This window comes from Streptomyces sp. NPDC001714 (genome assembly GCF_042892755.1).
Lineage (GTDB): Bacteria > Actinomycetota > Actinomycetes > Streptomycetales > Streptomycetaceae > Streptomyces.
On record NZ_JBIAUL010000006.1, the window covers coordinates 55,139 to 67,251 of the forward strand.

Genomic DNA, 12,113 nt, shown 5'->3' on the forward strand with positions numbered 1-12,113 from the left:
CCTGGCACGCACGCTCGCCGCGTTGCCGAATCACCCGCGTGGCTCCTCCCCCACGCTCGAATACGCTCGCGCGGGGGCACCCCCATCGAGGGCGCTCCGGCGCCTTGCGATCGCACGCGCCAGGCGCCGCGGGGCCCGCCCTCCGGGCGGACGACGGGAATCCGCCGACACGGCCCCCAGGAACCCCTCCGCGCGCGCCGACGCCAGGCCGATGCGCGGCAGGTCCGCGCTCTTCTCGAAGAGCAGGAACCGGGGTTCCCAGATGGGCCGGTACTTGGCGTTGGCCCGGTACAGGGACTCGATCTGCCACCACCGGGAGAAGAAGCTCAGCAAGGACCTCCACAGCCGCAGCACCGGTCCCGCGCCGAGACGCGCACCACGTTCGAACACCGAGCGGAACATCGCGAAGTTGAGCGAGACCTGCGTGATCCCGATCTCCCCGGCCCGCCGGAGCAGTTCGATGACCATGAACTCCATCAGCCCGTTGTCGGAGTCCCGGTCCCGCCGCATGAGATCGAGGGACAGCCCGCCCGGCCCCCACGGCACGAAGGAGAGCAGGGCCCGCAGCTCACCCTCCCCGTCCGTGCACTCCAGCATCACGCACCGCCCGTCCCGGCCGTCCCCGAGCCGTCCGAGCGCCATGCTGAACCCGCGCTCGGTGGCCCCGTCCCGCCAGTCGTCCGCGCGCCGGACCAGGTACGACATCTCGTCCGCCGGGATGTCCTCGTGGCGGCGGATCCGCACCGCGTACCCCGCCCGCTTCACCCGGTTGTACGCCTGCCGGACGGTCCGCATCGCCCGCCCCTCCAGCGTGAACTCGGCGACCTCGACGATCGCCTCGTCGCCGAGCTCCAGCGCGTCGAGACCGTGCCGCGCGTACACCGTCCCGGCTTCTTCGCCCGCCCCCATCACCGCCGGGATCCACCCGTGCGCCCGCGCCTCGCCGAGCCACGGCACGATGGCCCCCGGCCACGCCTCCGGATCCCCGATCGGATCCCCGGAGGCAAGGCTCACCCCGCCCACCACCCGGTACGCCACCGCGGCCTTCCCGGTCGGCGACCACACCACACTCTTCTCCCGCCGCAGCGCGAAGTACCCGAGCGAGTCCCGCTCGCCGTGCCGCTCCAGCAGGGCCCGCAGCCGCTTCTCGTCGTCCTCGGTGATCGGGTCGACGGCGCGGCGGGAGCGGAAGGCGGCGTAGAAGACGGCGAGCACGAGGAGCGTGCTGAGCACGTTGATGACGACGTTGACCCAGTTGGGCGGCGCGATGTACGGGAACCGGGAGGGGTCGGCGGCGACCGACACCAGGCGCAGGGTGCCGTAGTGCCAGCGCTCCAGGAACGTCGAACGCGTGGCGTGCGGGGCCTGGTCGGTGGCGGTCACGAGGAGGGCGGCGAGCAGCGAGGCGGTGAGGCCACCGCCGACGGCGACGGTGGCGGCGAGGCGCGGATTGGACCGGTCGCCCTTGGCGTAGAACTCCCGCCGCCCCACGAGCAGGGCCGTGACGAAGGCGGCGGTCAGCACGATCGAGATCCAGTTCTGCGCGTACCGCCGGATCTCCGGGAACGCCATGGCGAACGCGAACAGCGCGAGGAACAGCCCGCTCAGCACCAGGTTGAGGATCCACGCGGCCCGCTTCCGGCGCCGCATGGTGATCGCGAGGAACGCGGTGAACACACCGGAGGCGAAGCCGGCCGTCAGCAGGTAGGGCGTGAAGAAGTTCTCCTGGTTGTGCCGCCGCACGTCCTGGCCCAGCGACAGCCACACCCCGCTGAGGAAATTGACGAAGGCGACGGCCCGCAAATACCACACGGCAAAGGCGGCGGCCCGCTGGGAAACCCCGGCACCCCGCCGCCCCGACCCACGCTCCACGGCAATTCGGACATCTCCCATGGAGAGCGATCATATGGGCGTCCCCACCTCAAACCCCGCCGCACGCCCCCTTTTTCCGCCGGACGCATGGGCCGGCCGCCCGGCGTCTGCCGGTCTCTTCTGTCCGCCGCAACGGCGATCGGCCGGGACGGCGCATCCCGGCGGTGCCGTCCCGGCCCTGACCCACGGCCCGGCTACTCCTCGGGCTTCTCCTCGGCCCCGGCCTTCTCCGGCAGTTCCGCCGCCAGTGCCGCCGCGGCCTGGACCAGCGGCAGCGCCAGCAGCGCGCCCGCGCCTTCGCCGACCTTCACGCCCTGCTCCAGCAGCGGCTCCAGGGCCATCCGGTCCAGCGCCTTCGCCTGTCCCGGCTCCCCGCTGTCGTGCCCGGCCAGCCACCAGTCCGGCGCCCGGAACGCGATCCGCTGCGCGACCAGCGCACAGGCGGCCACCACCACCCCGTCCAGCACCACCGGCAGCTTCCGTACCGCCGACTGCAACAGGAACCCGGTCATCGCCGCGAGGTCGGCCCCGCCGACCGTCGCCAGCAACTGCAACTGGTCCCCGAGCACCGGCCGCGCCCGCCGCAGCGCATCCCGGATCGCCGCGCACTTCCGCATCCACACGAGGTCGTCGATGGCGAGCCCGCCCCGCCCGGTCACCACGGACGCGTCCGTCCCGCACAGCGCCGCGACCAGGACGGAGGCCGCCGTGGTGCCGCCGACGCTGACGTCACCGAGGACCACCAGATCGGTCCCCGAGTCGGCCTCCTCGTCGGCCAGCGCGACGCCCGCCCGGAAGGCCGCCTCGGCCTCCTCCAGGGTCAGCGCGTCCTCGATGTCGATGCGGCCGCTGCCCCGCCGCACCCGGTGCCGTACGACCTCCTCGGGCAGCGTCTCCGGGTCGCAGTCCAGCGCCATGTCCACGATCCGTACCGGCACCCCGAGCCGCCGGGCCAGTACCGCCACCGGGCTGGCCCCCTCCAGGACCGCCCGCACCAGCAGCTCCGCGCTGCCCGCGGGCCGTGCGGAGACGCCGAGTTCGGCCACGCCGTGGTCACCGGCGAAGAGCAGGACCCGCGGTCGTTCGACCGGCCGTACCGGTACCGAACCCTGCGCGGCGGCCAGCCACTCACCCAGGTCGTCGAGGCGGCCCAGCGACCCGGGCGGCACGACCAGCCGCTCCCTGCGCGCCTCGGCGTCACGGCGCACACCGCCGTCGGGGCGCTCGATCAGATCGGTGAAGTCGTCGAGATTAAGCGAGCTCATTCGCCGAACAGTACCGGCATCGAACCAACGGTCAGGTGGCAGATCGCCACCACACCCGCACGGCGCCTTGGCAGGCAAGATCGGAATCCCATACGTTCCGGTTTGCAGTGGATTGCGTTCAGGGAGTACAGGGAGCACAGGGAGCCGCCCATGTCGCCGCGCACGCCCGAACTCGCCCCGGGCCCCGACCGGTTCCACGAGCCGCGCCGCGAGGACTGCCCCTGGTGCGGCTCCAGACGCCTGCGCACCCGCCTGCGCACGCCCGACCTGCTCCACCACCGGCCCGGCACGTTCACCGTCGACGAGTGCCGGGACTGCGCCCACGCCTTCCAGAACCCCCGGCTCTCCCCGGCGGGCCTCGCCCTCTACCACCGGGACTTCTACGACGGCCGCCTGGAGGACTACACCGACCGCCTCCACGCCACCCGCGCCGGCCGCCGCCGGCACCGCGCCGCCGCCCGCGTGATGCTGGCGCTGCCGGAGCCGGAGAGCTGGCTGGACGTCGGCACGGGCCACGCCCACTTCCCGCGCACGGCCAAGGAACTCTTCGCCTACACGTCCTTCGACGGCCTGGACCCGACGTTCCGGGTGTGGTGGGCCCAGGCCGAGGGCCACATCGAGGAGGCCCACTGCGGATACCTGGCCGCACCGGAGGTCCTGGCCCGCCTGCGCGCCCGCTACGACGTCGTCAGCATGTTCCACCACCTGCAGCACACCCCCGACCCCAGAGCCGAACTCCGCGCCGCCCTCGCGGTGCTGCGGCCCGGCGGCCACGTCGTCATCGACGCCCCGAACCCGCGCAGCGCGTTCGCCAGGCTTCTCGGCAAGTGGTGGGTCCCGCACGGCCAGCCCCGCCACCTGCACCTGATGCCACTGGACAACCTCCGGGCGGAGCTGGAGTCCCAGGGCTGCGAGATCCTCAGAACCGACCGGAGGTCGCCCCACACGCCGTACGACATCTCGGCGGCGGTCGGCCTGGCGCTGGGCCGGCTCCTGCCGAAGCGGTGGCTCCGCGGGGCGGCGCCGCTGGTCGCCGTGGCGAGGGTCGCCGACCACGCCCTGGCTCCGCTGCTGCGCCGGACGCCGTTCTCGAACGCGTACCGGATCGTGGCGAGAAAGGGGAGGTGACACCGGTCGTGCAACTGCGGGCCGGTGGGGGCTGATCGCGCGGTTCCTCCCCCCAGCCTCCGGCCGGGGGGACCCCCAGCGCCCCTGACGGGGGCGCTTCGCCCCCCACTACCCCCGCCCCCCCACTACCTCAGCACCACCGCCTGCCCTGCCACCACCAGCACCACCTGCTCGCACTCGCCCGCGAACGCCGCGTTCAGCCGCCCCAGTTCATCCCGGTACCGCCGCCCGGACGCCGTCGCCGGCACGATCCCCGACCCCACCTCGTTCGACACGGCCACCACCGTCCGCCGCGTCCCCCGCACCGCCTCCGTCAGCTCCCGCACCCGCTCCCGCAGGGCCTTCTCCCCGCCCGACGCCCACTCCGTGTCGTCCCACGCCCCGACGGAGTCCATCGTGTCCGTCAGCCACAGCGACAGGCAGTCGACCAGCAACGGCGGCCCGTCCTGCGCAAGCAACGGCACCAGGTCGCACGTCTCCGTCGTACGCCACGACCCCGGCCGCCGCTCCCGGTGCGCGGCCACCCGATCCGCCCACTCGGTGTCCCCGCCGCGGCTACCGCCGGTGGCGACGTACAGCACGTCGGGGAAGGACTCCAGCCGCCGCTCGGCCTCCACGGACTTCCCCGACCGGGCCCCGCCCAGCACCAGCGTCCGGCGCGGTACGTCGGGCACGTCCTCGTACACCCCCACCGTCAGCGTCGTCCCGTCCGGCACCGCGCGCGCCCCGGCCGCCGCCAGCCGCCGGCGCAACTCCGGGCCGGGCGGCACGTCGTGGCCGAGGTGGACGGCGACGACGTCCGTGGTCGGCCCGACCGAGCCGACCGCCCGCAGCCGCGCCAGCGCGTCCGGCCGGCCGACGACGTCGAGGAGCACCAGGTCGTACGAGTCCGCACTCCCGTTCTCCAGGCCGGCCTGCGCCCCGCCCGGCGGGAGGTACAGCAGCCGCTGCCCGTCGGGGCCGGTCACCGCGTACCCGGTGCCGCCCGCGTCCATCGCCACCGCCCGCACCCGATGCCCCGTCAGCAGCGCCAGCTCCCGCCCGTCCGGCACCCGTCCCGGCTGCGGCAGTCCGGCCGGCACCTCGACGGCGGGTCCGTCGTGCGGATGCGACAGCAGCACCTGCCGTACCCCGCCGAGCGACAGCCCGGCCCGGGCCGCCGCGAACGCCGCGCCCGGTGTCAGGTCGAGCAGCAGCGTCCCGTCGACGAGCACCGCGGTGGCGGCCCGGGCGTCCTCCCCGACGGCGCACGCACAGGCCGCACAGGGACAGCCAGGGCGAGGCAGCCCCGCAGGAGCACCGGTACCGAGCAAAGTCACTTCCACGGACCGATTCTCACCCGTCCTGACGGTTCTCGCTCCAGCCGACGCCCCCTGCGACGCGCCCCGTCAGGGGCGGGGGGCCGTATGCGACTTGCGGCTGCCGCCGCGTGGGCGCGCCCAGCCCCCACCGGGCCCGTACATGCCCCACAACCAGCGGAGTTTTCGTCGGCGCCCTTATACGATGCACAGGTTGGATCAAAGGAGGCCTACATGGCGGCATGGACATGGCGGTTCGAGAAGGCCGACGGGACGGAGGTCCAGCCCGCGGTGGAGCCCGAGGAGTTCACCACCCAGGGCGACGCCGAGTCGTGGATCGGCGAGCAGTGGAAGGCCCTGCTGGCCGGCGGCGCCGACCAGGTGCGGCTCTTCGAGGACGCCACCGAGATCTACGGCCCGATGAGTCTGCACGCGGACGAGTCCTGAGACGTGCCGGTCCGGGGCGGCCCTCGCCGGCCGCCCCGCCGTCACCGGGTCACTGCGCGCCCAGCGTCACGTCCACCGTCCTGCCGACGCCGTCCCGGCTGTAGGTCACCGTCGTCTTCTGCCCCGGCCGGTCCGAGGCGAGCGACTCGGCCAGTGAGGTGATGGTGGTGATGTCGTCGGCACCCACCTTGGTGATGATGTCCCCGGGCCGGATGCCCGCCCTGTCGGCCGCGTCGCCCGGCTTCACGGTCACCACCGCCACCCCGGCCGGCTGGTAGTTCACGTCGACGACCGTGCGCCCGCTGATGCCCAGCGCGGCCCGCCCCGAGTCGGTGACCTTGCCCTGCTTGATGATCTGGTCGGCGACCGTCGTCACCATCGAACCCGGGATGGCGAACCCGATCCCGGGCGCCGCGCTGCCGCCGAGGTCGGGGTCGCTCGCGGCGAGCGTGGGGATGCCGATGACCTGGCCGTCCAGGTTGACCAGCGCGCCGCCGCTGTTGCCGGGGTTGATGGCCGCCGAGGTCTGCACCATGTTGGGGATGGTGGCGCCCGTACCGCCGCCCGCGGTGTTCTCGCTGACGGTCCGTCCGGTCGCCGACACGATGCCCTCGGTCACGCTGGACGACAGCCCGAGCGGCGATCCCATGGCCAGCGTGATCTGCCCGACCGAGACCTTCTCGGTGTCCCCGAAGGTGGCCGCCTTCAGCCCGTCCGGGATCTTGTCGAGCCTGATCACCGCCAGGTCCTGCTGGGGGTAGGAGTACACCAGCGTCGCGGTGAGCGGTTCCTCGGTGTGGGCGGTCGTCACCTTGAACTTCTTCTCGTTCCCCACGACGTGCGCGTTGGTGACGATGTGTCCGTTGCCGTCGTAGACCACGCCCGAGCCCAGGTCGCTGCTGGCCTGGATCTGCACGACCGACGGCAGGACGTCCTTGATCACCTTCTGGTACTGGTTCTGCAGGTCCGTCGCCGCCAGCGGGCGGGCCGCCGCCTGGGCGGCCCGGGCGGCGGAGGCGTCCACGGCCGCGTCGCCGTGGAAGGCGGAGCATCCGGAGGCCAGGGCGAGGCAGCAGGAACCGAGCACGGCGGCCGTGCGCAGGGTCCGGCGGGCGGGGAAAGCGTCCATGCCCCGAGTCTCGCCGCGGCGGTGACGCTCCGGCTCGCGCTGCTGGCCCGAACGAGCGGCGGACCGGGTGGGATCAGCCGCGGACCCCGCACAGGTGCAGCAGCGCCGCGACCGCCCGGTACGGATCCGTCCGCCCGGCCCGCTCCTCCACCGCGAGCAGCGTCTCCAGGTCGGCCGGCGCATCGGCGTCGTCCGCGGCGGTGTCCGTGAACACCCGTACGCCGTACCAGGACTGCAGCGGCGCACCGATGCCGGCGAGGGCGCCGGTGAGGGTGGCCAGCCGGTCGGCCCGGACGTCCAGGCCCAGGCGATTGCGGTAGGAGACGGTGTCGAAGGCCTCCAGGGCGCCCGCCCAGTCGCCGCTCAGCCCCGGCCGCATGGCCAGCGCGTCGGCGTTGCGCACCAGCAGCGACAGCAGCCCGCCCGGGGCCAGCATCCGGGCCAGCCCGGCGAGCAGCGCGTCCGGCTCCTGGACGTACATCAGCACCCCGTGGCAGAGCACCACGTCGAAGCTGCCCGGCAGGAAGTGGACGCCCGTGTCCCGCCCTTCTCCCTGGACGATCCGCACCCGCTCGCGGATGCCCTCCGGCTCGGCGGCCAGGGCCTCCCGCGCGGCCGCGATCATCGTCGGCTCCCGCTCGACACCGGTCACCTGGTGCCCGGCCCGGGCCAGCCGCAGCGCCTGCGTGCCCTGGCCCATCCCCACGTCGAGCACCCGCAGCCGCTGCCCGACCGGGAACCGCCCGGCTATCTGCTCGTCGAGCTGGCGGGCCACCAGCTGCTGACGTACGACGTCACGCAGTCCGCCCAGCCTGTTCAGCCAGGCCTTCGCCGCACCCCCGGAGAAAGGCTCTGTGCTCAGGGCCGCTCTCCGCGCTTGACCTGCGGCTTGGGCAGCCGGAGACGGCGCATCTGGAGGGAGCGCATCAGGGCGTAGGCGACGGCGCCCTTCTTGTTCTGGTCGGGGAAGCGCTCGGCGAGACGCTTGCGCAGCCGCAGGCCGCTGATCACCGCGTCGAGCACGATCAGCACGATCACGACCAGCCAGAGCAGCAGCGCGATGTTCTTGATCGCCGTGTTGTTGACCACGCTCATGACCAGGATGACCACGGCCAGCGGCAGGAAGAACTCCGCCACGTTGAATCGAGAGTCGACCCAGTCACGGGCGAACTTGCGGACCGGGCCCTTGTCACGGGCCGGCAGGTACCGCTCGTCGCCGGTGGCCAGCGCCTGGCGCTGCCGCTCCATGGCGGCGCGCCGGTCCTCGCGCTGACGCTTGGCGGCGTCCTTGCGCGTCGTCGGCGTGTTGGCCACGCTGCGCCGCTGGGACTGGGCCTCACTGCGCTTGGGCGTGGGCCTGCCCTTGGGGGCCTGCGGGTCACGGGTCTGCTTGGAGTCGGTCACGACCGCCTTGTCGGCGGGGGCCTTCTCATCCTTGGCACGGCTACGGAACACAAAACCCAAGGGTACGGGGTCACGGGGTGTGGGCCCTAGTCCGGCGGGGAACGATCCCGCAACGCCAGTCGTCTCCATGGGGGGACAGAGGGGACGTTGCAGGCGCTTCGCTCAGGGGGACCCTCTCCTACCTGTGCCGGAGCGGAGCTGTCGGTAGTCGTCCTTGGGGATGAGCGCATCGGTCCCCGAACAGTGCGGTAATGGAGGCAGGGCCCGTACTGTGGGTTCTGTCGCAGGATCTGTGAGCTGGAGTCCGTCAGAAGGGGGCGCGCGAAGCCCATGAGCGGTGTCATGAAGCGTATGGGGATGATCTTCCGCGCGAAGGCGAACAAGGCCCTGGACAGGGCCGAGGACCCGCGCGAGACCCTCGACTACTCGTACCAGAAGCAGCTCGAACTGCTGCAGAAGGTCCGCCGCGGCGTCGCCGACGTGGCGACCAGCCGCAAGCGGCTCGAACTCCAGCTGAACCAGCTCCAGCAGCAGTCCACCAAGCTGGAGGACCAGGGCCGCAAGGCGCTCGCGCTCGGCCGCGAGGACCTCGCCCGCGAGGCGCTCTCCCGCCGCGCCGCCCTCCAGCAGCAGGTGACCGACCTGGAGACGCAGCACGCCACCCTCCAGGGCGAGGAGGAGAAGCTCACCCTCGCGGCCCAGCGCCTGCAGGCCAAGGTGGACGCCTTCCGTACGAAGAAGGAGACCATCAAGGCCACCTACACCGCCGCCCAGGCCCAGACCCGTATCGGCGAGGCCTTCACCGGCATCTCCGAGGAGATGGGCGACGTCGGCCTCGCCATCCAGCGCGCCGAGGACAAGACGCAGCAGCTCCAGGCCCGCGCCGGCGCCATCGACGAGCTCCTCGCCTCCGGCGCCCTCGACGACCCCACCGGCACCGCCAAGGACGACATCGCCGCCGAGCTGGACCGCCTCTCCGGTGGTACGGATGTGGAGCTGGAGCTGCAGCGCATGAAGGCCGAGCTCGCCGGAGGTTCGCCCCAGCAGGCGATCGAGGGCGGCACCGGCCAGGGCCAGCAGTCGCAGCAGCCGCAGGACACGCCGCGCTTCGACAAGCAGTAGCCGACGCCTGGAGGGCGACATGGCCGACATGGTCGTGAGGATCATGGGGGAGGGCCAGGTGAGGCTGGCCGACAGCCACCTCACCGAACTGAACAAGCTGGACGACGAGCTCCTCGCGGAGACGGAGTCCGGTGACGAGGCAGCCTTCCGCCGCACCCTGACCGCCCTCCTGGACAAGGTCCGGGAACTGGGCACTCCGCTCCCGGACGACGCCCTGGAACCCTCGGACCTGATCCTGCCGTCCCCGGACGCGACCCTGGAGGAGGTCCGGGCCCTGCTGCGGGACGACGGCCTGATTCCGGGCTGACGGTTGGGAAACAGTCTGCCCGTCTGGGGGCACCCCCTCTGGGGGAGTTTGGGGACGAGGCCGTTCAGGCCGAAGCGGGGGTCTGGGGGCGGTAGCCCCCAGAGACGTACTGTTCGCACTGTGAGCCCATTCGAAAGAGCCCGCTGCAGAGCCGGCGCCCATCCACTCGCCGTGGACGCGGTCATCGCCGCGGGCGCCCTCGTCTGCATGGTCGTGAGCTCTTTCGCCGCCCCGCACGGCACGCACGGCGCCGCCTGGGGCATACGCGTCCCGGCCCCCCTCAGCCTGGCCCTGATGACGCTCGCCGCCGCGGCCCTGGTCTTCCGCCGCCACGCCCCGAAGACCGTCCTGGCCGTCACCGGCGCCGCCTCCGTCGTGGAGTGCGTCACCGGCGACCCCCGCGCCCCCGTCGCCATGGCGGCCGTGATCGCCCTGTTCACCGTCGCCGCCACCACCGACCGCCGCACCACCCTGCGGGCCGGCCTGCTCACCATGACCGTGCTGACCACCGCCGCGATGGTCGCCGGCCCGCTGCCGTGGTACGCCCAGGAGAACCTCGCGATCTTCGCCTGGACCGGCATCGGCGCCACCGCCGGGGACGCCGTCCGCAGCCGGCGCGCCGTCGTCCAGGCCATCCGCGAGCGTGCCGAGCGCGCCGAGCGGACCCGGGAGGAGGAGGCCCGCCGCCGGGTCGCCGAGGAGCGGCTGCGCATCGCCCGGGACCTGCACGACGTCGTCGCCCACCACATCGCCCTGGTCAACGTGCAGGCGGGAGTCGCCGCGCACGTCATGGACAAGCGGCCGGACCAGGCCAAGGAGGCGCTCGGCCACGTCCGCGAGGCCAGCCGCTCCGCGCTGAACGAACTGCGCGCCACCGTCGGCCTGCTCCGCCAGTCCGGCGACCCCGAGGCGCCGACCGAGCCCGCCCCCGGCCTGCACATCCTGGACGAGCTCGCCGACACCTTCCGCAACGCCGGCCTCCAGGTCGAGGTCGCCCGCGCCGACCAGGGCACCACCCTGCCGGCCGCGGTCGACCTGGCCGCCTACCGGATCATCCAGGAGGCCCTGACCAACGTGCAGAAGCACGCCGGACCCGAGGCCAAGGCCGAGGTCAGCGTCGTACGCGTCGGACCGCACATCGAGGTCACCGTCCTCGACGACGGCACCGGCGAGGACACCGCTCCCGAGGAGGGCGGCGGCCACGGACTGCTCGGCATGCGCGAGCGCGTCACCGCCCTGCGCGGCACCCTCACCACCGGCCCCCGCTACGGCGGCGGCTTCCGCGTCCATGCGATCCTGCCGGTCAAGACCGACACCAACGACCGTGCGAGCGGCCGTGCGAGCGGCCGCACCGGCCACCGTACGGCCGCCCTGGGGGATTCCGTATGACGATCCGTGTCCTGCTCGCCGACGACCAGGCACTGCTGCGCAGCGCGTTCCGGGTGCTCGTCGACTCCGAGTCGGACATGGAGGTGGTCGGCGAGGCCTCCGACGGCGCCGAGGCGGTGGCGCTGACCAGGGAGCGGGAGGCCGACGTCGTCCTCATGGACATCCGGATGCCGGGCACGGACGGACTGGCCGCCACCCGGCTGATCAGCTCCGACCCCTCCCTCGCCCATGTCCGGGTGGTGATCCTCACGACCTTCGAGGTCGACGACTACGTGGTCCAGGCACTGCGCGCGGGCGCCTCCGGCTTCCTCGGCAAGGGCAGCGAACCCGAGGAACTCCTCAGCGCCATCCGGGTCGCCGCCGGCGGCGAGGCGCTGCTCTCCCCGACGGCCACCAAGGGCCTGATCGCCCGCTTCCTCGCCCAGGGCGAACTCGGCGACGACGGCCGCGACCCGGCCCGCACCGAGCGGCTCGACGCGCTCACCTCACGGGAGCGCGAGGTACTGGTCCAGGTCGCCGGCGGGCACTCCAACGACGAGATCGCCGAACGCCTCGAGGTCAGCCCGCTGACCGTGAAGACGCACGTCAACCGGGCCATGGCCAAGCTGGGCGCGCGGGACCGGGCACAGCTCGTGGTGATCGCGTACGAGTCGGGGCTGGTCCGCCCGAGGATGGACTGATCTCCACCCGGGCGTACTGCGGGCGGAGTAGGAGCCGGACAGGGGAACGGCACCCAGGGGCTACACGAGCAG

Annotated in this window: 12 protein-coding genes; 6 read left to right on the plus strand and 6 right to left on the minus strand. The window is 73.0% G+C overall.

The genetic code is table 11. The features are described from left to right. Positions 1-30: 30 nt before the first annotated feature. Both ACFY0P_RS17090 and cobT read right to left on the minus strand, forming a co-directional pair. Complete coding sequence (locus ACFY0P_RS17090) at positions 31-1,893, minus strand: phosphatidylglycerol lysyltransferase domain-containing protein (RefSeq protein WP_388912964.1); 1,863 nt, start codon at positions 1,891-1,893, stop codon at positions 31-33. A 173-nt stretch (positions 1,894-2,066) separates the two neighbouring features. Continuing rightward, a complete protein-coding gene (cobT, locus tag ACFY0P_RS17095; RefSeq protein ID WP_388912967.1) occupies positions 2,067-3,137 on the minus strand; it encodes a nicotinate-nucleotide--dimethylbenzimidazole phosphoribosyltransferase in 1,071 nt (356 codons plus the stop codon). A 150-nt stretch (positions 3,138-3,287) separates the two neighbouring features. On the opposite strand from cobT, the gene ACFY0P_RS17100 reads away from it, so the two are divergent. Continuing rightward, positions 3,288-4,265 carry a class I SAM-dependent methyltransferase gene (locus ACFY0P_RS17100; protein WP_388912970.1) on the plus strand — a complete coding sequence of 326 codons (978 nt, stop codon included), beginning with the start codon at positions 3,288-3,290 and terminating at the stop codon, positions 4,263-4,265. 125 nt (positions 4,266-4,390) lie between these two features. On the opposite strand, the gene ACFY0P_RS17105 is transcribed toward ACFY0P_RS17100, so the two are convergent. After that, positions 4,391-5,590 (minus strand): bifunctional adenosylcobinamide kinase/adenosylcobinamide-phosphate guanylyltransferase, encoded by a 1,200-nt coding sequence (locus ACFY0P_RS17105; protein ID WP_388912973.1) that lies wholly within the window; start codon positions 5,588-5,590, stop codon positions 4,391-4,393. 207 nt (positions 5,591-5,797) lie between these two features. Between ACFY0P_RS17105 and ACFY0P_RS17110 the strand changes: the two genes are divergently transcribed. Then, positions 5,798-6,010 (plus strand): hypothetical protein, encoded by a 213-nt coding sequence (locus ACFY0P_RS17110; RefSeq protein ID WP_093503930.1) that lies wholly within the window; start codon positions 5,798-5,800, stop codon positions 6,008-6,010. A 49-nt stretch (positions 6,011-6,059) separates the two neighbouring features. Here ACFY0P_RS17110 and ACFY0P_RS17115 read toward each other — a convergent pair whose 3' ends face one another. The 3 genes from ACFY0P_RS17115 to ACFY0P_RS17125 all read right to left on the minus strand — a co-directional run bounded on the left by ACFY0P_RS17115 (position 6,060) and on the right by ACFY0P_RS17125 (position 8,672). Next, positions 6,060-7,139 (minus strand): S1C family serine protease, encoded by a 1,080-nt coding sequence (locus ACFY0P_RS17115; protein ID WP_388912976.1) that lies wholly within the window; start codon positions 7,137-7,139, stop codon positions 6,060-6,062. 73 nt (positions 7,140-7,212) lie between these two features. Next, the gene (locus ACFY0P_RS17120; RefSeq protein WP_388912979.1) at positions 7,213-7,914 is read right to left on the minus strand and encodes a class I SAM-dependent methyltransferase; all 702 of its coding nucleotides are present in this window, start codon (positions 7,912-7,914) and stop codon (positions 7,213-7,215) included. Positions 7,915-7,997: 83 nt separating this feature from the next. Further along, positions 7,998-8,672, minus strand: coding sequence for a DUF3043 domain-containing protein (locus ACFY0P_RS17125; RefSeq protein ID WP_388912982.1), 675 nt, complete (start codon positions 8,670-8,672; stop codon positions 7,998-8,000). A gap of 201 nt (positions 8,673-8,873) precedes the next feature. Between ACFY0P_RS17125 and ACFY0P_RS17130 the strand changes: the two genes are divergently transcribed. From ACFY0P_RS17130 to ACFY0P_RS17145, 4 genes are all read left to right on the plus strand, one after another. Then, positions 8,874-9,665 carry a PspA/IM30 family protein gene (locus tag ACFY0P_RS17130; RefSeq protein ID WP_093503936.1) on the plus strand — a complete coding sequence of 264 codons (792 nt, stop codon included), beginning with the start codon at positions 8,874-8,876 and terminating at the stop codon, positions 9,663-9,665. A 28-nt stretch (positions 9,666-9,693) separates the two neighbouring features. Further along, on the plus strand, positions 9,694-9,972 hold the full coding sequence (locus ACFY0P_RS17135) for a hypothetical protein (protein ID WP_294008958.1): 279 nt from the start codon (positions 9,694-9,696) through the stop codon (positions 9,970-9,972). Positions 9,973-10,092: 120 nt separating this feature from the next. Next, positions 10,093-11,361: a sensor histidine kinase gene (locus ACFY0P_RS17140; protein WP_388912985.1), complete on the plus strand. Its 1,269-nt coding sequence runs from the start codon at positions 10,093-10,095 to the stop codon at positions 11,359-11,361. Beyond that, positions 11,358-12,041, plus strand: a complete 684-nt coding sequence (locus ACFY0P_RS17145) for a response regulator (protein WP_388912988.1) — start codon at positions 11,358-11,360, stop codon at positions 12,039-12,041. The genes ACFY0P_RS17140 and ACFY0P_RS17145 overlap by 4 nt, the downstream gene beginning before the upstream one ends. Positions 12,042-12,113 lie beyond the last annotated feature (72 nt).

Excerpts from the sequence above, each read along its gene's own strand:
- ACFY0P_RS17090 (WP_388912964.1), bottom strand. The coding sequence starts at position 1,893 with ATGGGAGATGTCCGAATTGCCGTGGAGCGTGGGTCGGGGCGGCGGGGT.
- ACFY0P_RS17125 (WP_388912982.1), bottom strand. The coding sequence starts at position 8,672 with ATGGAGACGACTGGCGTTGCGGGATCGTTCCCCGCCGGACTAGGGCCC.
- cobT (WP_388912967.1), bottom strand. The coding sequence starts at position 3,137 with ATGAGCTCGCTTAATCTCGACGACTTCACCGATCTGATCGAGCGCCCC.
- ACFY0P_RS17145 (WP_388912988.1), top strand. The coding sequence starts at position 11,358 with ATGACGATCCGTGTCCTGCTCGCCGACGACCAGGCACTGCTGCGCAGC.
- ACFY0P_RS17130 (WP_093503936.1), top strand. The coding sequence starts at position 8,874 with ATGAGCGGTGTCATGAAGCGTATGGGGATGATCTTCCGCGCGAAGGCG.
- ACFY0P_RS17135 (WP_294008958.1), top strand. The coding sequence starts at position 9,694 with ATGGTCGTGAGGATCATGGGGGAGGGCCAGGTGAGGCTGGCCGACAGC.
- ACFY0P_RS17110 (WP_093503930.1), top strand. The coding sequence starts at position 5,798 with ATGGCGGCATGGACATGGCGGTTCGAGAAGGCCGACGGGACGGAGGTC.
- ACFY0P_RS17115 (WP_388912976.1), bottom strand. The coding sequence starts at position 7,139 with ATGGACGCTTTCCCCGCCCGCCGGACCCTGCGCACGGCCGCCGTGCTC.
- ACFY0P_RS17100 (WP_388912970.1), top strand. The coding sequence starts at position 3,288 with ATGTCGCCGCGCACGCCCGAACTCGCCCCGGGCCCCGACCGGTTCCAC.